The 26374-nt window shown below is 64.6% G+C and carries 24 protein-coding genes; 13 read left to right on the top strand and 11 right to left on the bottom strand.

From position 1 onward, the window contains the following. Positions 1–195 precede the first annotated feature (195 nt). The 6 genes from HBA54_RS24195 (at position 196) to HBA54_RS24170 (ending at position 6679) form a co-directional block, all read left to right on the top strand. Positions 196–450, top strand: coding sequence for a DUF6489 family protein (locus HBA54_RS24195; protein WP_167229664.1), 255 nt, complete (start codon positions 196–198; stop codon positions 448–450). Positions 451–518: 68 nt separating this feature from the next. Beyond that, on the top strand, positions 519–1982 hold the full coding sequence (mnmE, locus tag HBA54_RS24190; protein ID WP_167229661.1) for a tRNA uridine-5-carboxymethylaminomethyl(34) synthesis GTPase MnmE: 1464 nt from the start codon (positions 519–521) through the stop codon (positions 1980–1982). Between the two features lie 153 nt (positions 1983–2135). Continuing rightward, positions 2136–4061, top strand: coding sequence for a tRNA uridine-5-carboxymethylaminomethyl(34) synthesis enzyme MnmG (gene mnmG / locus HBA54_RS24185; protein ID WP_167229658.1), 1926 nt, complete (start codon positions 2136–2138; stop codon positions 4059–4061). 35 nt (positions 4062–4096) lie between these two features. Then, complete coding sequence (rsmG, locus tag HBA54_RS24180; RefSeq protein ID WP_437126255.1) at positions 4097–4741, top strand: 16S rRNA (guanine(527)-N(7))-methyltransferase RsmG; 645 nt, start codon at positions 4097–4099, stop codon at positions 4739–4741. Positions 4742–4776: 35 nt separating this feature from the next. After that, entirely contained in the window at positions 4777–5592 is an 816-nt protein-coding gene (locus HBA54_RS24175; protein WP_205944892.1) for a ParA family protein, read from the top strand. A 157-nt stretch (positions 5593–5749) separates the two neighbouring features. After that, positions 5750–6679 carry a ParB/RepB/Spo0J family partition protein gene (locus HBA54_RS24170; RefSeq protein WP_167229652.1) on the top strand — a complete coding sequence of 310 codons (930 nt, stop codon included), beginning with the start codon at positions 5750–5752 and terminating at the stop codon, positions 6677–6679. Between the two features lie 111 nt (positions 6680–6790). Here the strand turns inward: HBA54_RS24170 and holA are convergent, their stop codons facing one another. The 5 genes from holA to HBA54_RS24145 form a co-directional block, all read right to left on the bottom strand. After that, positions 6791–7831 carry a DNA polymerase III subunit delta gene (gene holA, locus HBA54_RS24165; protein WP_167229649.1) on the bottom strand — a complete coding sequence of 347 codons (1041 nt, stop codon included), beginning with the start codon at positions 7829–7831 and terminating at the stop codon, positions 6791–6793. An 18-nt stretch (positions 7832–7849) separates the two neighbouring features. Further along, on the bottom strand, positions 7850–8329 hold the full coding sequence (gene lptE / locus HBA54_RS29520; protein WP_205944887.1) for an LPS assembly lipoprotein LptE: 480 nt from the start codon (positions 8327–8329) through the stop codon (positions 7850–7852). A gap of 51 nt (positions 8330–8380) precedes the next feature. After that, positions 8381–10945, bottom strand: coding sequence for a leucine--tRNA ligase (gene leuS, locus HBA54_RS24155; protein ID WP_167229642.1), 2565 nt, complete (start codon positions 10943–10945; stop codon positions 8381–8383). A gap of 165 nt (positions 10946–11110) precedes the next feature. Further along, a complete protein-coding gene (locus tag HBA54_RS24150; protein ID WP_167229639.1) occupies positions 11111–11656 on the bottom strand; it encodes a DUF3576 domain-containing protein in 546 nt (181 codons plus the stop codon). 169 nt (positions 11657–11825) lie between these two features. Continuing rightward, positions 11826–12893: a porin gene (locus tag HBA54_RS24145; RefSeq protein WP_167229636.1), complete on the bottom strand. Its 1068-nt coding sequence runs from the start codon at positions 12891–12893 to the stop codon at positions 11826–11828. Positions 12894–13289: 396 nt separating this feature from the next. Here HBA54_RS24145 and HBA54_RS24140 point away from each other — a divergent pair, with 396 nt between their 5' ends. Genes HBA54_RS24140 through HBA54_RS24130 form a run of 3 tightly spaced genes read left to right on the top strand, consistent with a single transcriptional unit; the run spans position 13290 to position 15729 of the window. Next, positions 13290–14117 carry a sulfotransferase domain-containing protein gene (locus tag HBA54_RS24140; RefSeq protein ID WP_167229633.1) on the top strand — a complete coding sequence of 276 codons (828 nt, stop codon included), beginning with the start codon at positions 13290–13292 and terminating at the stop codon, positions 14115–14117. 54 nt (positions 14118–14171) lie between these two features. Beyond that, positions 14172–14999, top strand: a complete 828-nt coding sequence (locus HBA54_RS24135) for a sulfotransferase domain-containing protein (RefSeq protein ID WP_240932881.1) — start codon at positions 14172–14174, stop codon at positions 14997–14999. Between the two features lie 37 nt (positions 15000–15036). Then, positions 15037–15729: a YggS family pyridoxal phosphate-dependent enzyme gene (locus HBA54_RS24130; RefSeq protein ID WP_167229627.1), complete on the top strand. Its 693-nt coding sequence runs from the start codon at positions 15037–15039 to the stop codon at positions 15727–15729. A 41-nt stretch (positions 15730–15770) separates the two neighbouring features. Here the strand turns inward: HBA54_RS24130 and HBA54_RS24125 are convergent, their stop codons facing one another. The 4 genes from HBA54_RS24125 to ribA form a co-directional block, all read right to left on the bottom strand. Further along, positions 15771–16367, bottom strand: coding sequence for a hypothetical protein (locus HBA54_RS24125; protein ID WP_167229625.1), 597 nt, complete (start codon positions 16365–16367; stop codon positions 15771–15773). A 261-nt stretch (positions 16368–16628) separates the two neighbouring features. Continuing rightward, on the bottom strand, positions 16629–17141 hold the full coding sequence (locus HBA54_RS24120; RefSeq protein ID WP_167229620.1) for a L,D-transpeptidase family protein: 513 nt from the start codon (positions 17139–17141) through the stop codon (positions 16629–16631). 58 nt (positions 17142–17199) lie between these two features. Then, positions 17200–18231: a hypothetical protein gene (locus tag HBA54_RS24115; RefSeq protein WP_167229617.1), complete on the bottom strand. Its 1032-nt coding sequence runs from the start codon at positions 18229–18231 to the stop codon at positions 17200–17202. 200 nt (positions 18232–18431) lie between these two features. After that, on the bottom strand, positions 18432–19580 hold the full coding sequence (gene ribA / locus HBA54_RS24110) for a GTP cyclohydrolase II (RefSeq protein ID WP_167229614.1): 1149 nt from the start codon (positions 19578–19580) through the stop codon (positions 18432–18434). A 175-nt stretch (positions 19581–19755) separates the two neighbouring features. On the opposite strand from ribA, the gene HBA54_RS24105 reads away from it, so the two are divergent. Further along, a complete protein-coding gene (locus HBA54_RS24105; RefSeq protein WP_167229611.1) occupies positions 19756–20670 on the top strand; it encodes an alpha/beta hydrolase in 915 nt (304 codons plus the stop codon). 71 nt (positions 20671–20741) lie between these two features. Next, positions 20742–21437 (top strand): response regulator transcription factor, encoded by a 696-nt coding sequence (locus HBA54_RS24100; protein ID WP_167229834.1) that lies wholly within the window; start codon positions 20742–20744, stop codon positions 21435–21437. Here HBA54_RS24100 and HBA54_RS24095 read toward each other — a convergent pair. Together HBA54_RS24095 and HBA54_RS24090 are read right to left on the bottom strand one after the other, a co-directional pair. Then, positions 21434–22678 carry an MFS transporter gene (locus HBA54_RS24095; RefSeq protein WP_167229608.1) on the bottom strand — a complete coding sequence of 415 codons (1245 nt, stop codon included), beginning with the start codon at positions 22676–22678 and terminating at the stop codon, positions 21434–21436. The two genes, HBA54_RS24100 and HBA54_RS24095, sit on opposite strands and share 4 nt — an antisense overlap. A gap of 269 nt (positions 22679–22947) precedes the next feature. After that, complete coding sequence (locus HBA54_RS24090; protein ID WP_167229605.1) at positions 22948–24213, bottom strand: MFS transporter; 1266 nt, start codon at positions 24211–24213, stop codon at positions 22948–22950. A gap of 156 nt (positions 24214–24369) precedes the next feature. Between HBA54_RS24090 and HBA54_RS24085 the strand changes: the two genes are divergently transcribed. Next, on the top strand, positions 24370–25203 hold the full coding sequence (locus tag HBA54_RS24085; RefSeq protein ID WP_167229602.1) for an MBL fold metallo-hydrolase: 834 nt from the start codon (positions 24370–24372) through the stop codon (positions 25201–25203). Beyond that, the gene (locus tag HBA54_RS24080; RefSeq protein WP_167229599.1) at positions 25200–26123 is read left to right on the top strand and encodes a class I SAM-dependent methyltransferase; all 924 of its coding nucleotides are present in this window, start codon (positions 25200–25202) and stop codon (positions 26121–26123) included. Before HBA54_RS24085 ends, HBA54_RS24080 begins: the two co-directional genes overlap by 4 nt. Positions 26124–26374 lie beyond the last annotated feature (251 nt).

Genomic DNA, 26374 nt, shown 5'->3' with positions numbered 1-26374 from the left:
GGGTTGGCGCCCTGTAGTTTCACAATCGCTGCCCTCAATATGGGTTGCCATGGCGTCCCGGCTCAACCTTGAATTCAGTGTGGGAATTCGGGGCGGAAGTCTGGGATGGGAATTCAGCGGCGCCACGATGCGGCGCCATGATCCGGTGACAGGCGGACACGCGTGAAAGCGTGCTTATAAGAACGGGAGAGAGTGATGAAGATTCATCTGGATATCGATTGCACCCCGGAAGAGGCGCGGGCCTTTCTGGGGCTGCCCGATGTTACGCCCATGCAAAAGGCTGTCATGGAAGAAATGCAGAAGCGCATGATGGCGAGCCTGTCGGCCATGGAGCCGGAGCAGCTGTTCAAGACCTGGCTGCCCGCCGGTATCCAGGGTTGGGAGCAGATGCAGAAAGCCTTCTGGTCGCAGATGACCAAGACCGCCGGCGACAAGGCCAAGGGCGCCTAGCGGTTCGCCGGATGCGCCATAACTATTTGATAATGAAATATAAATGACCATAGTGGTGAGCTTGGGCGATGCCTGACGGCTATGCAGGAGAGACCATCTTCGCGCCCTCGACGGCGCCGGGCCGGGCCGGTGTCGCGGTGATCAGGGTGTCGGGCCGGCAGGCGGGAAGGGCCCTGTCGGCGCTCACCGGCGGCGATGGGGCTGGTGGCGATGGGACCGGCGGTGGTGCGACAGCCACCGATCTGCCGGCGCCGCGGCTGGCGACGCTGCGCAGCCTTCGCGATCCCAAATCTGGGGAGCCGATCGACCGGGCGCTGGTGCTGTGGTTTCCGGCGCCGCAGAGTTTCACCGGCGAGGATGTTGCCGAGCTGCACCTGCACGGCGGCCGGGCCGTTGTCGCTGCGGTCCTGGCCGGATTGGGCGGGATCCCCGGGCTGCGCCCGGCCGAGGCGGGCGAATTCACCCGGCGGGCCTTCGACAACGGCAAACTGGATCTCACCGCGGTCGAGGGCCTGGCGGACCTGATCGAGGCGGATACCGAGGCGCAGCGGCGCCAGGCGCTGCGGCAGATGGAAGGCGGGCTGGCGCGCCTGACCGATGCCTGGGCGGCGCGGCTGCTGCGCGTGCTGGCCCACTTTGAGGCGGCCATCGACTTTGCCGACGAGGATCTGCCGGAGGCGCTGGATCGCGAAGCGCTGGACACGGCAGCCGGCGTCGCCAGCGAAATTCGGGCGGCCCTGGCGGACGGGCGGCGGGGGGAGAGGCTGCGCGAAGGCCTTTCCGCCGTCATCCTGGGGGCCCCCAACGCGGGCAAGTCGTCCCTGATGAATGCCATTGCCCGGCGCGAGGCCGCCATCGTTTCGACGGTTGCCGGGACCACCCGTGATGTGATCGAGGTGCATCTGGATCTCGGCGGCTATCCCGTGACCCTGGTGGATACCGCCGGTCTCCGCGCGGGGCCGGCCGGTGAGGACGAAGGCGACAATGCCGAAGCCGGGCAATGGGCCATTGAACACGAGGGAATGGAGCGCGCCCGGCGCCGCGCCGAAGCGGCCGATCTTAAACTGCTGGTGTTCGACATCACGGGGGGGCCGGGCCTGCCGCCTGAGGTGCTGGCGCTTCGCGATGAGCGCAGCCTTCTGGTGCTGAACAAGATGGACCTGGGCTCACCGGAAGAGGTGGCGGTAGCCCGCCGGGCGCTGGCGGGTGAAGACGGCGTTCGCGGTGCCGGTTGCTTCCTTGTTTCGGCGGAGACCGGGGAAGGGTTGTCGGATCTGCTGGCGGCGATGATCGAACGGGCCGGCGATTGTTTCGCCAACGGAATGGGGTTGGCCGAGATCACCCGGGAACGACATCGCCGTGCCCTGGAGGACTGCTGCGCTTCCCTGGAAGCAGCGGCGGCGGCGGCCCTGCCGGAGCTGGTGGCGGAGGAACTGCGCCTGGCCGTCCGCTCGCTGGGCCGGCTTACCGGGCGTGTAGATGTCGAAGACCTACTAGATGTTGTGTTCAGCGAGTTCTGCATCGGTAAATAGGCTATCGATAGGCATGTTTCACGTGAAACATGGTGAAGTTTCCTTAACCCGTTTCAGCGCTGTTCGCAGGCGCCAGGACCCTGGGGTTGCCGCGGGGAGTTGCCTGGACCTTCAGGCCTGATATAACCCGGCACAGCAAAGGATGCTGGGCGGATGTCGCGAAAAACCTCTTTTGACGTGATCGTTGTGGGCGGAGGCCATGCCGGCTGTGAAGCGGCTGCGGCTGCCGCGCGCCTGGGCGCCGACACCCTGTTGGTCACTCACCGGCAGGACAGTATCGGCGTCATGTCCTGCAATCCGGCGATCGGCGGTTTGGGGAAGGGTCACCTGGTTCGGGAGATCGACGCGCTGGATGGCGTGATGGCCCGGGTCGCCGATGCGGCCGGCATTCAGTTCCGGGTGCTCAACGCCAGCAAGGGGCCGGCGGTCAGGGGCCCGCGGGCCCAGGCCGATCGGGCGCTCTACCGAACTGCGATGCAGGCGCGGCTGGCGGGGCAATCGAACCTCAGTATTTATGAGGCGGCAGTCCATGATCTGATCCTCGATGCCGAAGGGCACTGCTGCGGCGTGACCTCCGAAACGGGAGAGAGCCTGCAGGCGGCGGCCGTGGTCCTGACCACCGGCACCTTCCTGCGTGGTCTGATCCATATCGGCGCGCAGCGCATCCCGGCGGGCCGCGCCGGTGAAGCGCCGGCTGTGGGTCTTTCGGCGACCCTGGAGCGGGCCGGGTTTCAGCTGGGGCGCCTGAAGACCGGGACCCCGCCGCGGCTGGACGGGCGGACCATCGACTATGACGGCCTGACGGCGCAGCCCGGCGACTCGCCGCCGGAGCCTTTCTCGACCCTCACCGAGACGATCACCCAGCGCCAGATCGACTGCCACATCACCCATACTTCCGAGGCCGGGCATGCCCTGATCCGCGCCAATCTGGACCGGGCGCCGCTGTATTCCGGCCAGATCGAAGGGGTCGGGCCGCGTTACTGCCCCTCGATCGAGGACAAGGTGGTGCGTTTCGCCGACAAGGAACGGCATCAGATCTTCCTGGAGCCGGAAGGCCTGGAGGATCACACCGTTTATCCGAACGGGATTTCGACCTCGCTGCAGGAGGAGGTGCAAAAGGCCCTTCTGAAGACCATTCCCGGTCTCGAACGGGCGGCGATGATCCAGCCCGGCTACGCCATCGAATACGACTATGTCGATCCCCGCGAGCTGTCGTCGTGCCTGGAGACGCGGCGGCTGCCCGGTTTGTATCTGGCGGGTCAGATCAACGGCACCACCGGTTACGAGGAGGCGGCGGCCCAAGGGCTGATGGCCGGACTGAACGCGGCGCGGGCCGTCGCGGCCCGGGGGGCGGATGCCCAGGCGGCGCCCTTTGTTCTCGACCGCTCCGAAGCTTACATCGGCGTGCTGATCGACGATCTGGTCACGCGGGGCGTCAGTGAGCCCTACCGCATGTTCACCAGCCGCGCCGAGTATCGCCTGCGGCTGCGCGCCGACAATGCTGATCAGCGGCTGACCGCCAGGGGGATTGACCTGGGATGCGTCGGACCGGCGCGGCAAGGTGCCTATGAGGCCAAGCGGGCGGCACTCGCCGAGGGACACAGCCTGGCGGCCGCGCTGACCGCCACCCCCAATGAACTGGCGGGGCAGGGCATCGCCATCAATCAGGACGGGGTCCGGCGCAGCGCCTATGAGATGCTGCGCTATCCCCAGCTCACCCTGGCCCGTTTGGCCGAGGTCTGGCCGGCGCTGCGCGATATGCCGCCGGGGATTGCCCGCCAGATCGAGATCGAGGGGCGGTATCAGGGTTACATGGAGCGGCAGGACGCGGATATCCGGGCTTTTCAGAAGGACGAAGCCCTGCTGTTGCCGGAGAACCTGGATTACACCGCCATCGGGGGTCTTTCCACCGAGGTTCTTCAGATCCTGGCGCGGGCGCGGCCTGAGACCCTCGGCGCGGCATCGCGCATTCCCGGCGTGACCCCGGCGGCCGTGGTGGCGCTGCTGCGGCATGTGCGCAAGAAGCCGGCGCAGCGGCGACCGGCGGCGGCGGGCCGTTCCGGGGATTCCGCCGCATAGGGTGGAGAGTCGATATGGTTAATGAGCCGGAAAGGCTGACCGCCGCCGATTTTCAGCGCATCGTCGGTGTTTCACGTGAAACACAGGACAAATTCGATCGATACGCGGCCATGCTGACGAAATGGACGGCGGCGATCAATCTCATCTCTCCACGCAGCCTGCCGGATCTCTGGCGCCGCCATTTCCTCGATGCTGCCCAGTTGCGGCAATACCTTCCCGATCCGAAGGAGACGGCTGAGAGAACGATCCTTGATCTGGGATCGGGCGGGGGATTCCCGGGCCTGGTCCTGTCGATCCTGGGTTGCGGCCACGTCCATCTTGTGGAGTCGGATCAGCGCAAGGCTGTCTTCCTGCGGGAGGTGGCCCGGGAGACGGGCGCGCGCGCGACGGTTCATGCCGTGAGGGTCGAGGCCCTGGATCTGTTTCCCGTCGATGCCGTCACCTGCCGCGCTTTTGCCCCGCTGCCGAAGATCCTGGACCTTTCCGAGCGGTTTCTGAGGGCAGATTGTGGAAAAGATCGGCCGATCGGGCTGTTTCTGAAGGGGCGGAACGTGGATCAGGAATTGACCGAGGCCGGTAAAACATGGAGACTGCAAACCGAGCGCTTTGAGAGCATCACCGATCCAGAAGGATCGATTCTGCGTCTCAAACTTCTACCTGTTGAGGATAGCGCGTCTTGAACCTACAATATATTGATGAATCCCCAGACCCTGGGCTGATCTCACCGGCCGCTCCGGTGGCGCGGGTCATCGCCGTCGCCAACCAGAAGGGCGGCGTCGGCAAGACCACGACAACGGTCAATCTGGCAACGGCGCTGGCCGCCTGCGGCAAGCGGGTGCTGATCGTCGACATGGACCCGCAGGGCAACGCCAGCACCGGTTTGGGCGTCTCGGCCGAGAAGCGCAGCCAGGGTGTCTATCAGGTGCTCATCCAGGGCCTGGCCCTCGACGAGGCGGAAAGCACCACCCTGGTGCCGGGCATGGACATTATTCCCTCCGGCGTCGAGCTGTCGGGTGCCGAGCTGGAACTGATCTCGGTGGACAACCGGGAATACCGCATGCGCGACGCGATCGACCGGGTGAGGGGCCGTTACGACTTCATCCTGATCGATTGTCCGCCCGCCCTCGGCCTGCTGACCTTGAATGCCCTGGTGGCGGCCGATGCGGTGCTGGTCCCGCTGCAGGCGGAGTTCTACGCCCTGGAAGGGCTCAGCCACCTGATGCGGACCATCGACCGGGTCCAGCGCGGGCTCAATCCGAAACTGTCGCTCCAGGGCGTCGTTCTGACCATGTTCGACCGCCGCAACAATCTTTGCGAGATGGTGGCGGCCGACGTCCGCGGGCATCTCGGCGATGCGGTTTATCAGACGGTCATCCCCCGCAATGTCCGGGTCTCGGAGGCGCCGTCCCACGGCAAGCCGGTGCTGCTGTACGATATGCGTTGTGCCGGCTCTCAGGCCTACATCCGTCTGGCGCGCGAGATTTTGCAGCGCGAGGATGGTTTGGCCGGCCAGCCGGCGATGGCATCTTGATCCCAGGCTCTTGCGATAGCGTCCTTGGGGAAAGTAATTCGTTTCTGGATCGTAACGATCGATCTTGAGATAATCCAGCCGGCTTTCGGGCGAAGGGACCGGGCGGGCGAAGCGGACGGGCGCCACTGGGCAATGCCGTGTCGGGGAAACTGAGACTATGACAGACGGAGCATCATCGGACCAAGGCAAGCGCAACAACCTGGGGCGCGGCCTTGCGGCGCTCTTTGGCGAGGAGAACGAAGACTACGCCTCCCTCGACAAGGTGCGTGCCAACAAGAGCGTACCGGTCGAGCATCTTCATCCCGGGCGCTACCAGCCGCGCCAGCACTTCGATGAAGAGGCGGTGTCCGCGCTGGCTGAATCGGTGAAGGCGCAGGGCATTCTTCAGCCGATCCTGGTGCGCCGCCATCCGGAGCGGCCGAGCGAGTTCGAGATCGTCGCCGGCGAGCGCCGCTGGCGGGCCGCCCAAAGGGCCAAGCTTCACGAAGTGCCGGTGATCATCCGTGACCTGACCGACGCGGAATCCCTTGAGCTGGCCATTGTTGAAAATGTTCAACGGCAAGACCTGACCCCGATTGAAGAGGCGGAGGGATACCGTCGTCTCCTGGAGGAGTTCCAACACACCCAGGATGACCTGGCCAAGGTGGTCGGCAAAAGCCGGAGCCACGTGGCCAATACCATGCGGTTGCTCAGCCTGCCGGAGGCGGTCAAGGCCATGGTCATGGAGGGCAAACTCTCCGCCGGCCATGCCCGCACCCTGGTCGGCTGCGAATCGCCGGAGGACCTGGCGGCGGAGATCGTCAGCAAGGGCCTGAACGTGCGCCAGGCCGAACGCCTGGTGCAGGAGGCCAAGGCCGGCGCGCGGTCAAAAACCAGGACCGGCAGCAGCGCCTCCCCGGGTGAAGTCGCCAAGGACAGCGACACCATCGCCCTGGAGCGCGACCTGACGGCGCTCCTCGGCCTGAAGGTCAGCATCAAGTTCCATGGCGATGGCGGTTCCCTGACCATTCACTACAAAACCCTGGAACAGCTGGACGATGTGCTTCACCGGCTGAACCAGATGCCGCCGATGGCCGGTCGCCCCTAGATCGGATCATGTTTTGACGGAACCACTTCGTGGTTGCGCCAAAACATGATCCGATCGACATCAAACAGTTAGAGCAGATCCCGGTCGATAGAAGATCAACCTTGACCGGGCTCAGCGCCGTGCCGCCCGCCGGCCCGGTGCATTGGCGGCAATCTCCATCAGGGCCCGCGCCGTCAGGGTCTCCGCCGGCGCGCCGCTGCGCTTGCAGGCGGCCTCGGCTTCCAGAAGCTTGTTCATCGCCACCGCCAGGGCTGCACCGGGCCAGGCGCTCGCCTGCGCCTTGAAACTGGCTGCCGATTTCCAGAATACCGGGGGCCGCAGGCCCTTCATGGCCTGCTCCACCGCCGTGCCTGCGGCAACCGCGCCCGCGACCTGATGAATCCGTTGAAAGTGACGTGCCACGGCGCGCAGCAGGCTGACCGGCGCATTGCCTTCGGAAAAGCAGCGGGACAACGCGCGTTCCAGGCCCGCCAGGTTTCCGCTGGCTGTCGCCAAGGCCACGTCGTCCAGGCTCAGCAACGCGGAGTCGCCGACGCAATGCTCCGCGTCTTCGGCGGTCAAGGGCCCGGACTCCAGGCCTTTGAAGAGCAGCAGCTTCTCCAGTTCCCGCCGGGTGAGCTGCCGGTCGCCGCCCAGATGACCGGCCAGGAAGTCGACGGCTTCGCGCTCGATCAGCAGGCCCGCCTCGGCAAAGAAATCCCGCACCACCGCTGCGACACTGCGCTGGTCGTCGTGATAACAGGCAATGGCCACCGCCGATTTGTCTCCTTCGAAGGCGCGGCGCAGGCTGGAGCGACCGGGAAGGTCGCCGCCGTCGAACACCACCAAGGCCTCGCCCGGTGCTCTTTCCAGGAAATCCTTCACCGTTGCGGTCATGGCATCGGCGGCATCGCGGACCAGGACAAAGCGCCGGCCGCCGCCGAATGTCAGGGCGGCCGCCTCGTCCGACAGGCGGGCCGGATCTTCCTTGATCTGCGCTGCCGAAAGCTCCGAGACGCAGAAAGGGTCGCCGGGGTCGTCCACCACACCGGCGCGCAGCTGGTTTATGCGCTCCCGGCGCAGGCCGCCGTCCGGGCCATACACGAGCACTGCCCGCTGTGCCGGATCGGGCCTTGCAAGAAAACCATCAACCTGCTTGCCCGTCAGCTTCAAAGCGTGCTTCTGCCCGGTTCAGGTACTGGAAAAATAGACGGCGAGGCGGGTCTGGATGTCGTCCGCCACCTCGCGCAGCGCCCGGTCGCGCGCATCGCGCTCGGAGATCGTCGTCGCAAAAGGATTCTCGAGGATGTCGTAGCTGGTCGTCGAGGTGGAGCGTCCATTGATCAAAGACGCGCCGTTGCCGGCGTCCCTCAAGTCAAAGTTCGCCGTCAGCTTAAGGTTGGCGCGGGTTGCCGTCTCGTCCCGGCGTACGCCGAGCTCACTTGTGGTTTCCTGGATCTGCAGCCGCAGTTGATAGTTCGGTGACACCGGCTGCCCGTTGGGGTTCAGCCGATCCCGCAGAAAGTTGTGCATCTGCTGGCCGATCCGGTCGCGCAGCGGCTCGATGCGCACCGCCGCCAGTTCGGCCGAGACCGCCTGGCTGTTATCGTCCCCGCGGCTATAGAGCGGGCTGAACCCGCAAGCCCCCAGGGGAAGGATTGCTCCCGCCACGGCTGCCCGCCGGACCAGATTGCAGAAATTGCGACGCGACCTTTCCATCCCTCAGACTACCACGTTCACGATGCGATTCTTCACCACAATTACCTTGCGCGCGGGCTTTCCATCCATGGCCTTTTGCACCGCCGGCTCGGCCAGGGCCAGTTCCTGGGTTTCGGCCTCCGACGCGTCGACGGGCAAGGATATCGTCGCGCGTTTCTTGCCGTTCACCTGAACCGCCAGGGTCACGTGCTCGTCGGCCACCAGGGCGGCGTCCGCCTGCGGCCAGGCGGTCTCGGCCAGCAGACTGTCGTGGCCCAGCTGCAGCCACATTTCCTCGGCCAGGTGCGGCATCATCGGTCCGATCAGGCGCACCAGAAGCTCCAGGCTTTCGCGCAGAACGAAACGCCCGCCGTCATCGCCCGGCTTGAAACCCGCCAAGGTATTGGCGATCTCATGAATCCGCGCCACCGCGCGGTTGAAGCGGAATTTCTCCAGGTCGTCGCCGAAAGCCTGCACGGTCTTGTGCACCGCGCGGCGCATCTCCAGGGCCGGGCCGTCCAGCGCCTCCGGTACCGCCGTGCCCTTGGGCGCCAAGGCGTCCAGGCTTTCCGTCAGCAGACGCCAAAGTCTCTGGGTGAAGCGCCAGGCGCCCTCGACGCCGGCGTCGGTCCACTCCATGTCACGCTCCGGCGGACTGTCGGACAGCATGAACCAGCGCGCCGTATCGGCCCCGTAGGTGCCGATGATGGCTTGCGGGTCCACGACGTTGCGCTTGGATTTGCTCATGGATTCGGAGCGGCCCAGGACCACCGGTTGCCCGGTCTCAAGATGCTGCGCCGTGCCGTCGGCGCGTTTCTCCACCTCTTCCGGGAACAGCCACTTGCCGTCCGGGTCCTTGTAGGTTTCGTGGCAGACCATGCCCTGGGTGAACAGCCCGGCGAAAGGCTCCGGCAGGCCGACATGACCGACCTTTGCCAGGGCGCGGGTGAAGAAGCGGGCATAGAGCAGATGCAGGATGGCATGCTCCACCCCGCCGATGTACTGGTCGACCGGCAGCCAGTAGTCCACAGCCTTGCGATCCATCGGGTCTTCGGCGCGCGGGCTGCAGAAGCGGGCGAAGTACCAGGATGAATCGACGAAGGTATCCATGGTATCGGTATCGCGCTCGGCGGCTGCACCGCAGCCCGGACAGGTCGTTTGCTTCCAGGTCGGATGCTGCGCCAGCGGATTGCCCGGGGTCTCGAAGGTGACATCCTCCGGCAGGACAATCGGCAACTGATCCTCAGGCACCGGCAGCGGGCCGCAGTCCGGGCAATGGATCACCGGAATCGGGCAGCCCCAATAGCGCTGGCGCGAGATTCCCCAATCCCTCAGGCGGTATTGGATCGTGCTTTCGCCCTGGCCTGCTTCGACAAGGCGGTCGATCGCGGCGCGCTTGGCCGCCTCGACACCCAGACCGTCCAGGAAGTCGGAGTTTATCGCCGTGCCGTCGCCGGTATAGGCTTCCGTGCCGATCTCGAAGCTGGCCGCATCGCCGCCGTCGGGCAGCACGACGGGCACCACTGGCAGGCCGTATTTGCGGGCAAAGTCCAGGTCGCGCTGGTCGTGCGCGGGGCAGCCGAAAATCGCCCCGCTGCCGTACTCCATCAGCACGAAGTTGGCGATGTAGATCGGCAGGCTCTGGTTCGGCAGAAAGGGGTGCCGCACCCGAAGACCGGTATCGAAACCCTGCTTTTCCGCCGTTTCTATGGCCTCTTCACTGGTTCCCAGGCGGTTGCAGTCCTCAGTGAAGGCCTGGGCCGCCGGGTCGCCGGCTGCCACTTCGGCCGCCAGGGGATGGTTGGGCGAAACGGCGCAGAAGGAGGCGCCGAAGAGCGTATCCGGCCGGGTCGTGAAGACAGTCAGGCGGTCTTCGCGGCCTTCGATTTCAAAGCGGACGGTCGCACCCTCGGAGCGTCCGATCCAGTTCCGCTGCATTACGCGGACCTTGTCCGGCCAGCGTTCCAGGCTGTCGAGACCCTCCAGCAGGTCGTCGGCAAAAGCGGTGATCTTGAAGAACCACTGTGAGAGTTTCCGCCGCTCGATCAGCGCGCCGGAGCGCCAGCCGCGACCGTCGATCACCTGTTCGTTGGCCAGGACCGTATGGTCGACCGGATCCCAGTTTACGGATGATTCCTTGCGATAGACGATGCCGGCCTTCATGAAGGCCGTGAACAGCTTTTGCTGCTGGGCGTAGTAACCGGGATGGCAGGTCGCGATCTCCCGGTCCCAATCGATCGCCAGGCCCATCAGCTTCAGTTGGGCGCGCATGGTGGCGATGTTGTCGTAGGTCCACTGCGCCGGGTGGATGCCGCGTTCCATGGCGGCATTTTCAGCCGGCAGGCCGAAAGCATCCCATCCCATGGGATGCAGCACATTGAAGCCCTTGGCCCGCTTATAGCGCGCGACGACATCGCCGATGGTGTAGTTGCGTACGTGCCCCATGTGGATCTTCCCCGATGGATAGGGGAACATCTCGAGCACGTAGTACTTTTCGCGGGTCTCATCCTCTTGGACGGAAAAGCAACGGGCCTCATCCCAGCGGCGCCGCCACTTCTCTTCGACTTCCTTGGCGTTGTAACGGCTCATGGTCTGGTCAATGCCTGGATTAGATCAAAGGTCGGATCTGGGTCGCCTGTTTGGCCGGCAATGGCGGTCATCTCGCAATCGGGCAGGGTCCTGCGGTTGCCGGCACGCGGCGTCGGCAAAGCAAGCGACTCCATCGCCTCCCGACCGCGCAAAGAGACCTCGAAACTACTGGAGCGAGGCGATGCGCAGCTGGCGGGCGCGGGTAAGGATGGCGTTTTCGATGTCGACCGGGGTCTGGCCCTCGACCACGGCATCGACCCAGGCCCCGTTGCGCGGGTCCTGCAGCTGACGGAACACGGCTGCACGTACACCATCGGCGCGGAGGTCGCGGCCGAGAATGTAGACATTGATCTTGAACCGCTCGGCCGCGGACTCAGGGGGCGAGTACCAGTCGGTGATGATCACCCCGCCGAAGGGATCGGCTGAAGCCAGCGGCATGAAGGAGACGGTATCCAGCGAAGCGCGCCAGAGGTAGGAATTCACGCCGATCCCGGAATCGCCGCCGCTGGCGTCCGGCCGGTCGCTGTCGTTGTTGATCCCGACCTGGTCGTTGCCGAGGATCGATCCGCGGGTTTCCTCAAGCTTTTCAGCGGTATCGTCACGATAGACGGCTTCGCCGCCCAGGCCGCAGCCGGCCACAACGCTGACTGCCAGGGCCATCGCCACCAGGCGCAGGCTCGTCTTCTTGCTGGCAAAGGCCGTTCTTGTCATCGCTCTCACGTCCCTTGAATACATACACCGGCTGGTTTTCCGCCCGTTGGGAGAAAACCAGGCTCGAACTCTTGATCGTGTAGATATCATAGGGCCCGGAAGCGGGCAAAAGAAATGGGCGGCACCCGAAGGCGCCGCCCATTCAAGACTGAAAAGTCTTCGTTCTGGCTTAGAAAGAAACAGCCAGACCGCTGGTCACCGCGACGATTTCGTTGTCATCGCCGCTGCCGAGGTCTTCCTCACCGATGTAGCCGGTCAGGAACACCCGAACGCCCGGGGCGACGCTGTAGCCAACGTTAGCCGAACCAGCGAGCAATTCGTCGTCTGAGTCGTCGTCTTCGGAGTAGATGCCGTTAACCGAGAACGACCAGGGACCGGTCGCATAACCGATACCGGCGTCAAAGGCATAACCTTCACCACCATTACCATCGGCATCGTCAAAGACTGCGCCGGTCGCGAAGGTGAAGCCGGCGTAGCTGATAGCAACACCACCGCCGATGCCATAAACGTCGTCTTCCGGCTCAGCGTCGGCTGTACCGAAGGCTGCAACCAGACCAAGCTCAATACCGACGCCGTTGAACTCGCCGTCGTAGCCGAGGCCAACACCGACGTGGTCGTGGATGCCATCGTCGTCAGCCCGATTGAACTTATTACCATCACCACCGTCAGACGAGTCCGGCGCATAGCTGACGCCGGCGCTGAAGCCGTTGAAGTTCGGCGTGGTGTAAGTGATCTTCGTGCCGTCGCTGCTGTCGACGCCGTTCGCGAAATCGACCGACGTGCGAGCCTGACCGGCAAAGGCAGACGAGAGGAAGTTCGACGTCGGGTTACCGACACCGCCATAGTCAACGCCGGAGTTCGAGCCGTTCACCATGAAGGTGTCTTCGGCGCCGTCGTTGTTGCCGAATTCCAGCTTACCGAAGCTGCCCTGGGCGTAGATGCTGTTTTCGTCGACGTTGTTTTCTTCACCCGAATCCGCCTCGAACTCGACGCGGAAACCGAAGGTGATGCCATTGTCGGCCATGATCTCGCCCTTGACGTGCACTTCCGTGTTCGTCGAGAACGCAAAACCACGATCCGAACCGCCTTCATCTCCGCTGTTTTCTTGATCTGCGTCGCCACCGGAGGCCATGAAGACCTGGAACGCGTTCAGCGTCAGTTCCTGAGCAGCGGCAGGCGAGGCAGCCAAAACCGCGGCCCCGACAATGGCACTGCTTGCCATCAATACTTTTTTCATTTCCGAAAAGCTCCAAATACGGTGTCTATTGTGGGTACCCCAAGCCACGGGATGGACTGTTGGTACTAGGCTCTGCTTAGGATCGCAAGGGTGGGCAAGGGTATTAAGTTGTTTTTCCGACACACTGTGTCTTCGTTGCAACGGTTCTGTTTTTCGGCGGTAGACCAGATACTTCGTGAACCGCCTTGCAACCGGACAATAAGCGGAATTTGCACTGGTCAGTTGTTTAGCCTTCGTTAAAATCCCCAGAAAAGTTTATTTTGAATCGTCCCATTAACTTTTCCACTGCAGGGCCCTGCACCCTGCCTTGCATCCGCCCGGGCTTTTGCCTAGAGCAGTCCGGCAGCGTTACGGCTGCGGCGCCCTGCCCCTTCGATCTTTAAGGTTCACGTCCCGATGCCCGGAATTCTGTGGCTGGCCTCTTACCCCAAGTCCGGAAACACCTGGATGCGGGTGTTTTTGGCGAATGTCATCCTCGGCGAGGAAAAGCCGCTGGCCCTGCAGCGCATCAACGAGGTTTGCTCCAGCGAACCCAACGAGGTCTGGTTCGCGCCGCTCACCAAGGCCCCGCCCGGCCAGCTCAGCGATAAGAAGGTTGCCGCTCTGCGGACCAAGGCGCAGGAGCGCGCCGCCTCCCTGAACAGGAACATCCTGCCCATGAAAACCCATAGCTTTCTGGGCAAGGACTACGGCTACCCGACGATATCGGTGAAGGCGAGCGTCGGTGTGATCTACATTGTGCGCGACCCGCGCGATGTGGCCATCTCGGCCGCCGACCACTACGGCCTCACCATCGACCAGGCCATCGAGATGATGCGCGACAAGACGACGCGCGGGCGGCCCATGGCCGGCAACACGGTCTATGAACGGATGGGCAGTTGGTCCGACCACGTGAAATCCTGGACCGGATGGCGTCACAGCCCGCTGATTGTGCTGCGCTATGAAGACATGCTGGCCGATCCGCTGCGTCAGTTGGGCGGTGTGGCCCGCAAGCTGGGCGTTACGCGCGACGACGCGAAGATCGCCAGGGCGGTAGAGTTTTCATCCTTCAAGGTGCTTCAGGCCCAGGAGGAGCAAACCGGCTTCGTGGAGAAATCGGTGAACAGCCAGCGCTTCTTCCGCTCCGGTCGTTCGGGCGGCTGGCGCGAGAAACTCAGCCCCAGCCAGGCGGCCGAAATCGGGCGTGACCATGCGGTTCAGATGAAGCGCTTTGGGTATCTTTAGGGTCATGCGCCGTCTCCTGCGTCCCCTCCCATCGCTGAGAAAGGCTTGCTGACGATGCCCGGTATCCTCTGGCTGGCTTCCTACCCGAAATCGGGAAACACCTGGATGCGGGCCTTTCTGGCCAATCTCATCCTCGATGCGCGAGAGCCCCTGCCCTTGAAGCGGATTGGCGAAATCTGCCCCAGTGAGCCGGCGGAGACGTGGTTCCGGCCTCTGTCAGAGCGCCCGGTCGACCAACTTTCAGCGAAAGAAATCGCGGGGCTGCGCAGCAAGGCGCAGGAGCGGGTTGTCAGTCTCAACAAGAACGTGGTGCCGATGAAGACCCACAGCTACTTCGGCGAGGACTACGGCCATCCGATCTTCTCGATGTCGGCCACCTTCGGGGCGATCTACATCATCCGCGATCCCCGCGATGTTGTTTTGTCGGCGGCCGACCATTTCGGCAAAACCCTGGACGAGATGATCGTCATGATGGCCAATCCCGCGGGTCTTGGCGCGGCAATGCCGGGTACTATCGTTCATGAGTTTCTGAGTTCCTGGTCCAACCATGTCGAATCCTGGACCAAGTGGAATCATCCGGGGATCTACACGGTACGCTACGAGGACCTGTTGGCCGACCCGCTGGACCAGTTCGGGCGGGTTGCCCGGCGGTTCGGTATCTCCAACGACCAGACGTGTATCGAGCGCGCGGTCGAGCATGCCGCCTTCAAGCAGCTCAAGAAGCTGGAGTCGGATGAAGGCTTTATCGAACGCTCACTGCACAGCGAACAGTTCTTCCGCTCCGGGCGCGCCGGCGGTTGGCGGGAAAAGCTGTCGGCGCAGCAGGCCCGCCAGATCGAACTTGATCACGGCGTGCAGATGAAGCGTTTCGGGTATCTTTAGGCGACGACAGGTTTTAGAGGACGACAGGCGGACCCCGATGGCGACGATTGCAGAGAACCTGGCAGAGGTGAAACGCCGCATGGCCGAGGCGGCGGAGGCGGCGGGGCGCGACCCGGAAGCGGTCGCGCTGGTTGCCGTCAGCAAGGTACAGCCGCCCGAAGCGGTGGAAGCGGCGTTGGCGGCCGGGCAACGGGTGTTCGGCGAAAACCGGGTGCAGGAGGCCAAGGCGAAATTTCCGGCGCTGCGGGCGCGCTTTCCCGATCTGCGCCTTCATCTGATCGGACCGTTGCAGACCAACAAGGTGAAAGAGGCATTGGCTCTGTTCGATGTGATCGAGACGCTGGATCGGCCGAAACTGGCCCAGGCCCTGGCCCGCGAGGCCGGAAAAACCGGTCAGCGCCCCGCCTGCTTCGTTCAGGTGAACACCGGCGAAGAACCCCAGAAAGCCGGCATCATGCCCCGGGATGCGGATGCCTTCGTGGCCGAAAGCCGCGCCCTGGGGCTCGAAATCAGGGGGTTGATGTGCATTCCGCCGGTGGATGAGGAGGCGGCGCTGCACTTTGCCTTCCTGCGCGAGATCGCCCGGCGCAACAGCTTGCCTGATGCGCCCCTGGCGCTGTCGATGGGCATGAGTGGCGACTACGAGACCGCAATTCGTTTCGGGGCCGATCTGGTGCGCGTCGGCACCGGGGTTTTCGGTCCGCGGCCGGTCAAACCGGCTGCCGTCTGACTTCTTTTCTGCGCTCTGCTGCGCCGCTGCGTTTCAACCGCTTAATCGCACTTCCGGAACAGACAGTCGTCGTCGACCACCGGGTTGCGCCGCGGCAACGCCTGCCGTCCGATCGCGCCGACGAAGTCCAAGAAAGCCGCGGAGTTAATGTCCGCATTCGCGCCGGGTGTGCCCTCTGCGATGCTGACAAAGCGTGCGCCGCGGCACAGCGCTACCACCGTTCGCTCGCTGCTGCCGTCACTGCCGACATCATCCGGCTGCAGATCACTGCTGCAGAGATCCGCCCGGGCGAAAGCGACAGGTGCACCATAGGCAAAGCGCAGACGGTAGGGTGCCTTGGGGGTGTCGGCGGGATTGCCGCTATAGCCCAACTGGGCCCAGCGCGGGCCGGATTTGCGCAGGCCTTCGACGGTCGCTGCCGTAATGGCCGCCTGCGACGGCCCTGCGGCGGGCCGCCCGAAGGTCTCAACCAACAAGGGCTCGCGCAAGGCCGCAAGGCTGCTCGGCGAATAGCCGGCGGTGAAATTCTTGTTGTAGACCACACCTTTGCTGCCGGCACAGGCCGACAGGGCCGTCAGACCGCAAAAGGCGGTGGTCAGCAGCAAGACCTGTGTGACGCTGCGGCGATTGGTCTTCATGGAACGGACTCCCTGATGGTCGTGTGAGTATCGAACACTCCGCCCATAGAGATACGTAGGGATTCGGCTCGGCGTTTCCATGGCCAGCTCTTTTCGGCTTCACAAAGACCGGAGGTTCCCGCCGACCAATCAGTCGCCAGACTCTTTCGCAGTTTGACGGCACCGGCCCGCTCCCCCTCCCGGCCACCCACCAGGATAATCGCATTGGGTGGCCGGGAGGGAGAGCGGGCTGGAACCGATTCGACGTAAGTCGAAAATGCGCTAGCCCTCGCCCAGAACCCTGACGGCATCGCCGGGCCCGGCTTCGCTCAACAAGGTCAGCAGGTCGGCTTGGGCAAGGGCGACGCAGCCTTCGGTGCCGCTGTAGTCGCTCTGCGCCAGGTGCAGGAAGATGGCGCTGCCCAGGCCCGGCACCACCGGCGCGTCGTTGTAACCCAGCACAACAAGCAGGTCGTAGAGATGGTCGTCCCGGCGCAGCACCTCGTGGCTTGCCGGATAGGGTAGCTGGACCGGCTGGTTGTAGGCGGGATCCTCCGGGGCATCGCACCAGCCGTCGCCGTCGCCGATCGTCCGGCAGGACAGGGCGGTTTTCGGGTGTTCCAGGCGGTCGTCGCGATAAAGCAGGCGCCGCAGCGGCCAGACGCCGACCGGCGTGGCCCCGTCGCCCTCCCGCTTTGCCGTGGTGATGCCGCTGCGCCCGACGGCACAGCGCCATCGCCGGTCCCCCCAAGAGGCCCGGTAAACGCCATTTTCCTGAGAAACGGTCAGCTCCATGGGCGCAGTCTAGCCACGCTTCGGATGATCTCAAGGGCGGCGGAGATCATGGAGGGCCCTAAAGCCTTGGCAGCGCCGGGTCGCGGGTGTCGACCGGCGGGTTTTCCTGGTTCTGTTGCTGGCGCTGCTGGGTCATGGCGCCATACTTGTCCAGGGCCTTGAGCATGCGCTCGGCCAGGGCCGCGTCGGGGGCGCCGGCCGCGGACAACAGCGGATTTGTTGCCGCTGCCGGGTTCTGTGGCGTCGTGTCGGGCGGGCCGGCGCTATCCGCGGTTACTGCCCGGGTCCTTTGTCCAACGGCGCTGCGATCCAGCGGTATGGACGGGGGCATCGACGGCGGTTGGCTGGCGGGCGGCGTCACCGCCGCGCCGCCATGCAGGTCGTTGAAGAGCGCGTTCAGGGCAGCCTGTCCGGTCAGAAGCCCATTGCCGCTAGTTTCCTGACGCCCGGCGGCAGGGGTCTCCGGCTTGCCGGGCTGGGCTTGGGGCAGTGGCGGGAGTTGAGGCTGCGGCGCCAGCGGCATGGCCGTCGGGATAAACCCGGTGGGATCGCCGTCGCCCTTAGGCATCGTTGCCGGTGCAACCGCCGGCATAACGCTGCCGGCGGCGGTCACCAAGGGTGCTGCGGCAAAGGGATCGGCGCCGCCGCCTGGTACCGCGCCGTCGCTGGCGACCTGGCCTTCGCTGCTGTCGTCCTCGCCGCTGAACCAGGCCAGGACGCTGGCGCCCACGTCTTCGCCGGCGACTTCATCAAAGAGGGTGTTGGCAATGGCCGAGACGAAACCGCTGGGGCCGCCGAAGAGGGTGCCGCCGATGACTCTGGCCGGTGCCGAGATCTCGTCTCCGGTCAGTTCGCGATAGAGGCTCGATACGACGGGGATGTGCTGCAGCGGATTGATGATGTCCAGGAAGTCGTCGAAGGTGAACTCCGCCTCTGCCGTTTCGCCCGGCTTACCCGCGCCCGGCATATCCGCCGCTGGCGTGCCTGCTTCCGGCTTGTCTGCGCTCGACGCAGGCGAAGACCGGCCGAAGCGCCCGGCCGCCGCCGACTGCTCGTTCGCATGCCCTCGCCAAAACTGAATGTCCGTCATCAATCCTCCACCCGCGCAATCCGCAAGATGCGGGCCAGAACATGAAGTGAAGGAAAATCAATTGGTTACCGGCAGGCTTGGGAGGATAGAGGCGTTCTGGCGGCAAGTTCTGCCTGCCAAAAAAGCCCGCAACCCGGCGGTTTTGCCGGGTTGCGGCGCTCGGTCTACGGTTCTGCCGTGGCGTGTTAAGGCCGGCTGACCTAGAAAAGGTGGCCGAAACGCTCCGCCTTGGTCGCCAGGTAAAAGGCGTTGTGGCCGTTCGAGGGGAAGCTGTGCTCGACCCGCTCCTCCACCGCAATGCCGAAGCGGCTCAGGGCCGCGACCTTCTGCGGGTTGTTGGTCATCAGGCGTACCTTGCGGAAGCCCAGTTGGTGCAGCATCTGGGCGGCAGGCAGATAGACCCGCTCGTCGGCGTCGAAGCCCAGCTGTTCATTGGCATCCAGGGTGTCGGAGCCGAGGTCCTGCAGGGTGTAGGCGCGCAGCTTGTTGACCAGCCCGATGCCCCGTCCCTCCTGGGTGAGGTAGAGCAGGATGCCCGAACCGGCGTCGGCCATGGCCTTGATCGCGCCGCGCAGCTGCTCGCCGCAATCGCAGCGCAGCGAGGACAGCAGATCGCCGGTGAAGCATTCTGAATGCAGGCGCAACAGCAGCGGCGCTTCCGGATCGGGCTCACCGATGATGATGGCCAGATGCTCGGTGCCGCCGTCATCCGGGCGGAAGGCGACAATGCGGGCCTGCTCGGCCTCGGCCAGCGGCACCATCGCATCGGCGACCGGTGCCAGGGACCGGGCGGACGCAAAACTGTATTCGGCAACGTTGGCGGCCGTTACGGCCAGCAGATCATGGGCATCGGCCCAGGCCAGCGGGCTTTGTACCGGCGCGCCCGGCAGGGGCGCCAGAAGAGCCGCCGGCAGCAGGCGTGCCAGCTTGGTCAGCTCGACGGCGGCCACGTCCAGGCCCGGCGGTGCCGTCACTACGCGCCGTTCCCGGCCGCTGCCGGCCTTTGCGGCTGTCGGGTCGGCCAGGGCGCGGATCCGCTCGGCTTCGCGGTCGTCCAGGGCCAGGGCAAGCACGCCGCCGCTGGCGATCAGGCCGTCGGCCTCCGCCATGCCCAGCGCCTGCGCCCGGCGCGCCGTGAGCAACAGCATGGCGTCTTTGCCGGTCAGCGCGCCCAGGCCCGCCAGGCCCTCTGTGCTGACCTGTTCGGCGGCCTGCACCAAGGCGCCCTGGCCGGACCAGTCATGCAGCACAATCGTGGCGCCCCGGCGCAGCTCGGCGAGGGCGCGTTCGACCGCCTGCAAAACGGTGGCATCGGCCGATTTCTGATATTTTTCGGGTTCTTGCATCATCAATGGTCACTTTACGGCTGCGGCCAAGCCATGTCACGCTGGTGCAACGTCGCAGCCGGCCTAGTTAGAGATAAGGGGCGGAACGGCGATTGACCAGTGTTTCGGGCCTGGCGGGACCAGACCGCCGGGGCAGTGTGGCCGAAGTGGCCCGGTAAGCAGGGACAATAAGGAAAACATGGCAGTTCAGGTGGAAGCCGGTACCGCAAACCAGAAAGCGGCTGCGATCTTTCGGCACTATGACCAGGCGGCGCTCGACAAACAGCTCAACCTTCGGGACCGCTGGCCGGATCATCCGGTTTTCTTTGAACGCTGGGCACGGGAATCCGCAGCGGTCCGGGCCCGCCTGACGGCCCATCTGGATCTGTCCTATGGGACAGCGGCACTGGAAACCCTCGACCTCTTCCCGGCCGAGGGATCTTCATCGGCGCCCCTGCTGGCCTTCATTCACGGCGGTTACTGGAAAGCGCTCGACAAAAGCGATTACAGCTACCTGGCGCCGACTTTCCTCGACCGGGGTACGGCTTATGCCAGCCTGAACTACGGCCTGGCGCCGGGTACCGCCATCGGCGCCATGATCGATCAGATCCGCCAGGCCCTGATCTGGCTTTACCGTCACGCGGCCGACTATGGCATCGATCCGCAGCGGATCTATGTGGCCGGGCACTCCGCTGGCGGGCATCTGGCGGCCATGGCGCTTTCCACCGACTGGCCGGGCATGGAGCCCGATCTGCCGGCACGCCTGCTGGCCGGTGGCTGCTCGATCTCCGGCGTTTACGACCTGGAGGCCGTGCGCCTGAGCTTTCATAACGAGATCCTGGCGATGTCCGAGGCCGAGGCTGCCGGCTGGAGCCCGCTTCACCGGCTGCCGCCGCAGGCGCCGCCGCTTATTCTCGCGGTCGGCAGCGAAGAAACCGACGAATTCCGCTGTCAGCATGCGGAATATGCCGCGGCCTGGGAAGAGCGGGGCCTCAAACTCCATGACATTCCGCTTCCGGACCTTCATCATTTCTCCGCTGTCGATGCACTGGGCGATGCCGGGCACCCGCTTTGTGTTGCGATGCAGCAGATGGTGGCAGGGCAGCTTTCTTGAACCGCGGCTGCAGCGGTGCTATCTCACAATTTACAGGGGGTCCGAGTGGATTTAGGAGATAGATGTCGGGTATGAGCGGCGCCAGCGGCAAAAAGATACTGCTCGTCGATGATGATTCGGCGCTTCGTCAATCGCTTAGCGAACAGCTGCGCTTGCACGAGGAATTCGATACCGCGGAGGCGGAAACCGCAGCTTCCGGGTTGGAAAAGGCGAAAGCGGACTACTACGACCTGATTCTCCTGGATGTCGGCCTGCCCGATATGGACGGGCGAGAGGTCTGCCGTCTCATGCGCCGCGGCGGGGTGAAGTCGCCGATCATCATGTTGACGGCGGCTGAATCCGATGCCGACACCATCCTGGCGCTCGATGCCGGCGCCAACGACTACGTCACCAAACCGTTCCGGCTGGGGGTTCTTCTGGCGCGCATGCGCGCCCAGCTGCGTCAGCACGAGCAAAGCGAAGACGCGGTTTTCACCATCGGTCCCTACACCTTCCGGCCCAGCGCCAAGCTGCTCACCCATGGCGAGTCGAAAAAGAAGGTGCGGCTGACGGAAAAAGAAACCTCGATCCTGAAGTATCTCTACCGCAGCGGCGATATGGTCGTCGGCCGCGACAAGCTGTTGGGCGAGGTCTGGGGCTACAACGCCGGGGTCACGACCCACACCCTGGAAACCCACGTTTACCGCCTGCGCCAGAAAATCGAGAACGATCCCTCGGTGGCGGAGATCCTGGTCACCGAGCCCGGCGGCTACCGGCTGGTTCCCTAAACCCCTGCCGCCTTGCCGCCGCCGGCCGGTATCAGCAACTCCCGGCGCACTCTGGGCGCGGCGAACACCAGCAAGGCGGCAAAGGCCGCTGCGAGCGTTGTCAGAAGACCGAAGATCAGGCTGCTTGCCATCCAGCTGCCGAACCACTTCACCAACTGCGCCAGTAACAGCGGGCCCATCAGGACACCCAGATTCCGCCCGGTCATGATGCCGCCGAAGGCGCGGGCGGTCTGTCCCGGACCGGTCGTCAGCACGGTCGGCAGGGCAAACAGGCAGGTCGGCACAATGCCGGCCGCGATGCCGTAGATCACCAGTGAAAGCAGGCCGGGAAAGCCGCCCCCGGTGAACGGCTGCAGCCACCACAACGCGGCTTGCAGGATAACCGCCCCCAGGAGCAGGCATTCCGGGCGCAGGCCGCTGCGCAGGGTGAACCCGGTTGCCACGTTGAACAGGGCGACGAAGATCACCGGGACGAGATAGAACCAGAGCGCGGTTTTCACCGGCATCCCCAGGGTCTCCATCAGGTATTCCGGCAACCAGGTCATGTAGGCCAGATACTGACCGGCCCACAGCATGAAGACGGCGGCGGTCAGCAGCAGGCTGTATCTCTGCGCGGCGCTCCACGGCTGCGCCGATTTTGCCTGCTGCGCGTTCTGTGCAGCCGACCCGGATGGCGTGCGCCGTTTTATCGCCCAGGTCCAGAGCGTCAACAGAGCCGCCAGGGCGATGCTTCCCTGCCAAAGCAGAGACCAGTCGCCCCCGGCCAGCGCCAGGGGCGCCAGCAGGGCGGCGAACAATTGTCCGACCGGTATCCAGGCCGCTATCAAGCCGATCACCAGGGCGCGGTGTCGTGGCGCCGCCGCGCTGGTGGTCAGCGCCGCACCGGCAATTGCGAGGACGGCGAAGGCTGCCCCTTCGAGGCCGCGGCCCAACAGCATCGTCATCCCCGACTGCGGGGCTGACAGGCTGACCAGGGTGCCGGCGGCCATCAGCGGCAGTGCGAAGAGGATCGGTTTCAGCGGCCCGCTGTCTTCGACCCGGCGGCCGATCCAGATCGACAGCGCGATGCCAAGCGATGCATGGACCGACATGAAGCCGCCGGCCAGAACCGGATCATAGGCGTAGCGGTCGAGCAGCAGGGGCAGCACCACCGGCAGCTTGTATTGCGAGAAGGCGGCAAAAACCAGCAATGCGAGCCCGAGGCAGATGACCGCGTAGCGGCTGTCTGTCCGCTGGGTCAAGCCTTGCCGTCTTGTCGTGCGATTCCTGGGGTGATTTTCATGAGGGTGCCGTTCCTGTCCGCTGGCGTGAACCGAATCTCGGCAAAACAATTGTCAGTCCGCCTGATCGGCGGGCGACCTTAAGTATCTGCTGGACCGGGGGGATATCGGAAGAGTTGCAGAACGGCAGTGATTTTTTTGTTCGTTCCCGCAGCCCCTGCGGGTCAATTTCGTGTCCCGGCGAAAGCCACCGGTATCGCAGCGGAGATACGGGTGAGCGACCCCGGCGGCTAGCGGCCGGTTCCGTAAACCCGTTCGGTGCCTTCGGCGGCGGCGATCAACTCGCCGCGCACCCTGGGGGCGATCAGGATCAACAGCGCGGCAAGGGCCGCTGCACCGGTTGTCAGAAGGCCGAAAACCAGGCTGCTGGCGATCCAGTCGCTGGACCACTTGACCACCTGGGCCAGCAGCAGCGGGCCCATGAGAACCCCCAGGTTCCGCCCGGTCATGATGGCGCCGAAAGCGCGCGCGGTCTGCCCGGGGCCGACCGTCAGCACCGTCGGCAGCGCAAAGAGGCAGGTCGGGACGATCCCGGCGGTTACGCCATAGACCACCAGCGACAGCAGGCCCGGAATGCCGCTGCTGCTGACCGGCAGCAGCCACCACAGCAGCGCCTGTACGACGACCGCGCCGAGCAGCAGCCGCTCCACCGCGATGCCGCTGCGCAGCATAAAGCCGGTCGCGACGTTGAAGAGGGCGACGAAGACCACCGGAACCAGATAGATCCAAAGCGCGGTTTCCACCGGTATGCCCAACGCTTCAACCAGGTACTCGGGCAGCCAGGTCATATAGGCCAGGTATTGGCCCGACCACAGCATGAAGACGGCGGCGGTCAGCAGCAGGCCGCGCCGCTGGGCCGCGCTCCACGGCTGCGGCGTCGCGGTAGTCTTCCCTGGTGACCGGTCGTTTTCCTGCTTTCGCTCTTTTGCCGCCTGCCGCTTCACGGCCCAGCTCCAGACCGTCAGCAGGGCTGCCAGGGCAATGCTGGCCTGCCACAGCAGGGACCAGTCGCCCGCCGCAAGCGCCAGCGGCGCCAGCAGCGCGGCGAGCAGTTGCCCGGCGGGCATCCAGGCAGCGACCAGGCCGATCACCAGGGCGCGGTGCCGCGGCGCCGCAGCGCTGGTGGCCAGAGTGGCGCCGGCAACCGCAAGGATGGCAAAGGCCGCTCCCTCGAGGCCGCGGCCCAGCAGCATCGTCATTCCCGACTGGGGCGCGCTCAGGCTTATCAGGGTGCCGGCGGCCATCAGCGGCAGGGCGAGGAGAACCAGGGGCAAGGGGCCGCCACCCTCGGCGCGCCGGCCGATCCAGATCGACAAGCCGATGCCCAGCGCCGCGTAGACCGACATGAAGCCGCCGGCCAGAACCGGGTCATAGGCGTAGCGGTCGAGCAGCAGGGGCAGGACCACCGGCAGCTTGAACTGTGAGAAGGCGGCAAAAACCAGCAATGCCAGCCCCAGGCCGATGACCGCATAGCGGCTGTCTGTCCGCTCGATCAAGCGCCGCCACCACAGACTGCCGTTTTTTGGGCAATTTTCATTGGGGCGCACCGCTCCTATTCGCTAGAGTGAACCAATTCTCGGCAAAGCATTTGTTCGTCCGCCCGATCTGCGGGCCCTATTAAGTGGCTGCCGGACCGAAGGGATATTGGCATTTTGCAGAACGGTAGCGATTTTTTTGTTCGTTTCTGGGGCACTCGGGGATCGATTTCCTGTCCCGGCGAAAGCCACCTGCGTTACGGCGGAAACACCTCCTGCCTGGAGGTACGCTGCGGCGAGAAGCTGCTGATCTTCGACGCGGGAACGGGGTTGCGGCCGCTGGGCCAGGAACTGATGGCGGATACGCCGCTGGAGGCGGACATCTTCCTGACCCACACCCACCATGATCATATCGTGGGCCTTCCCTTCTTTGCGCCGCTGTTCGACAAGCGCAACCGGATCCGCCTCTGGGCCGGACATCTGATTCCCGACCTGACCCTGCACGACGTGCTGGTTCAGTTCATGAACGCCCCGCTGTTTCCGGTGCCGCCGAAGATCTTCGCCGCCAACGTTTCGTTCCACGATTTCACCGCCGGCGACGTGCTGGAGCCGAAGCCCGGCGTGCGCCTGATCACCGCGCCGCTGAACCACCCCAACGGCGCCACCGGCTACCGGGTGGATTACGGCGGTCACGCGATCTGCTACGTGACCGACACCGAGCATGTGGAAGGCAAGCCGGACCGGCACATTCTGGAGCTCATCCAGGGCGCCGATCTGGTCATCTACGACAGCACCTATACCGACGAGGAATTTCCCAAGTACCGCAACTGGGGCCACTCCACCTGGCAGGAGGGGGTCCGGCTCTGCGAGCAGGCGGATGTCGGAAAGCTGGTGATCTTCCATCACGACCCCGGCCACGAGGACGACTTTATGGACCGCGTGGCCGAAGAGGCAGACAAGCGACGTCCCGGTACCATCGTCGCCCAGGAAGGCATGGTCCTGCGGCCATGACCGCGACCCAGCGGGGCGCCGTCTGGTCGCGCGGACGCCTGCGTCACACTTGGTTCGGCCTTCTCACCCTGCTGGGCATCGCCGAGCGCGGATTCTTCATTCCCTATCGCTACGCTGCGCAGATCCTGCCTGAGGACCGTCGGCGCAGCTATGATGCGCTTGAGTGCCTTATGAAGGATCGCGAAGGCGCCTTTGCCGATTTTCTTGCGGAGATGGAGGGCTGGGCGGCCGCGCTTCTGGCCCTCGGCCAGGCCTGCGCGCCGGGCCCGCGTTGGAACCAGGTCTGGTATCCGCGCCTGGATGCTGCCGCCGCCTATACCATGATCCGACATTTCGCTCCGCGCCGTATTGTGGAAGTCGGTTGCGGCCATTCGACCCGTTTCGTCGCCCAGGCAGTTCGCGACGCGGGCCTGGAAAGCGAGATCCTGGCGATCGACCCGGCGCCGCGGGCCGATCTTGCAACGCTGCCGGTGACCCTTCGGCGCTCGGTCGTTCAGGCCACGCCGCTGGCTGCTTTTACCGATCTTCAGGCCGGTGATTTTCTGATGATCGATTCCAGTCACATCCTGGTGCCGGGCAGCGATGTCGACTTCCTGTTCGGCCGCGTCCTGCCGTTGCTGCCGGCGGGCGTCATTGTCCAGGTCCACGATATCTTTCTGCCCGACGACTATCCCGGGGCCTGGCATTGGCGCGGCTACAACGAACAGCAGGCGCTGCTTCCGCTGCTTACCTCCGGTGGCTGGGAAGTTCTTTTTGCCAGCCACTATGCGGCCACCCGAATGACCGATCGTCTGGCCGCCGGCCCCCTGGCGGCGCTGCCGCTGCCCGAGGGCGCCTGGGAAACGGCGCTCTGGATACGCAAGACCGCCGGCGCGCCAGTATCGCGAGACCCGGGATCGCAAAACAGGGTCCTGCAATGACCAGGGCGACCGCCGGCCAGTTTGCCGCCGGTCACGCAGAAGTTATGCGTTGCGATGCGGTTCACGCCGCATCATCGCCTAGAATGGCAAAGGCTGGAGTGATCCAGGAATATACCTCTCTCCCCGGTCTTTTGAGATGGGATCCGGTTCACACTTCATCTTCGTTCAAAATGAAACAATCAAGTGCTGGGAACGGATGATGTGGTCGTCGACTTCTCCCTGGGCTTTGATCCCGGTCGATCCGGTTAGGA

It is taken from the genome of Pelagibius litoralis (genome assembly GCF_011683915.1).
GTDB classification, from domain to species: domain Bacteria; phylum Pseudomonadota; class Alphaproteobacteria; order Kiloniellales; family Kiloniellaceae; genus Pelagibius; species Pelagibius litoralis.
Note: the sequence above shows the minus strand (reverse complement) of the source record. Positions and strands in the feature narration are given on the sequence as shown.

Bases quoted from the DNA above. Each gene is read 5' to 3' on its own strand.
- HBA54_RS24195 (WP_167229664.1), top strand. From the start codon at position 196: ATGAAGATTCATCTGGATATCGATTGCACCCCGGAAGAGGCGCGGGCC.
- mnmE (WP_167229661.1), top strand. From the start codon at position 519: ATGCCTGACGGCTATGCAGGAGAGACCATCTTCGCGCCCTCGACGGCG.
- mnmG (WP_167229658.1), top strand. From the start codon at position 2,136: ATGTCGCGAAAAACCTCTTTTGACGTGATCGTTGTGGGCGGAGGCCAT.
- HBA54_RS24170 (WP_167229652.1), top strand. From the start codon at position 5,750: ATGACAGACGGAGCATCATCGGACCAAGGCAAGCGCAACAACCTGGGG.
- leuS (WP_167229642.1), bottom strand. From the start codon at position 10,945: ATGAGCCGTTACAACGCCAAGGAAGTCGAAGAGAAGTGGCGGCGCCGC.
- HBA54_RS24150 (WP_167229639.1), bottom strand. From the start codon at position 11,656: ATGACAAGAACGGCCTTTGCCAGCAAGAAGACGAGCCTGCGCCTGGTG.
- HBA54_RS24145 (WP_167229636.1), bottom strand. From the start codon at position 12,893: ATGAAAAAAGTATTGATGGCAAGCAGTGCCATTGTCGGGGCCGCGGTT.
- HBA54_RS24140 (WP_167229633.1), top strand. From the start codon at position 13,290: ATGCCCGGAATTCTGTGGCTGGCCTCTTACCCCAAGTCCGGAAACACC.
- HBA54_RS24135 (WP_240932881.1), top strand. From the start codon at position 14,172: ATGCCCGGTATCCTCTGGCTGGCTTCCTACCCGAAATCGGGAAACACC.
- HBA54_RS24130 (WP_167229627.1), top strand. From the start codon at position 15,037: ATGGCGACGATTGCAGAGAACCTGGCAGAGGTGAAACGCCGCATGGCC.
- HBA54_RS24125 (WP_167229625.1), bottom strand. From the start codon at position 16,367: ATGAAGACCAATCGCCGCAGCGTCACACAGGTCTTGCTGCTGACCACC.
- HBA54_RS24120 (WP_167229620.1), bottom strand. From the start codon at position 17,141: ATGGAGCTGACCGTTTCTCAGGAAAATGGCGTTTACCGGGCCTCTTGG.
- HBA54_RS24115 (WP_167229617.1), bottom strand. From the start codon at position 18,231: ATGACGGACATTCAGTTTTGGCGAGGGCATGCGAACGAGCAGTCGGCG.
- ribA (WP_167229614.1), bottom strand. From the start codon at position 19,580: ATGATGCAAGAACCCGAAAAATATCAGAAATCGGCCGATGCCACCGTT.
- HBA54_RS24105 (WP_167229611.1), top strand. From the start codon at position 19,756: ATGGCAGTTCAGGTGGAAGCCGGTACCGCAAACCAGAAAGCGGCTGCG.
- HBA54_RS24100 (WP_167229834.1), top strand. From the start codon at position 20,742: ATGAGCGGCGCCAGCGGCAAAAAGATACTGCTCGTCGATGATGATTCG.
- HBA54_RS24080 (WP_167229599.1), top strand. From the start codon at position 25,200: ATGACCGCGACCCAGCGGGGCGCCGTCTGGTCGCGCGGACGCCTGCGT.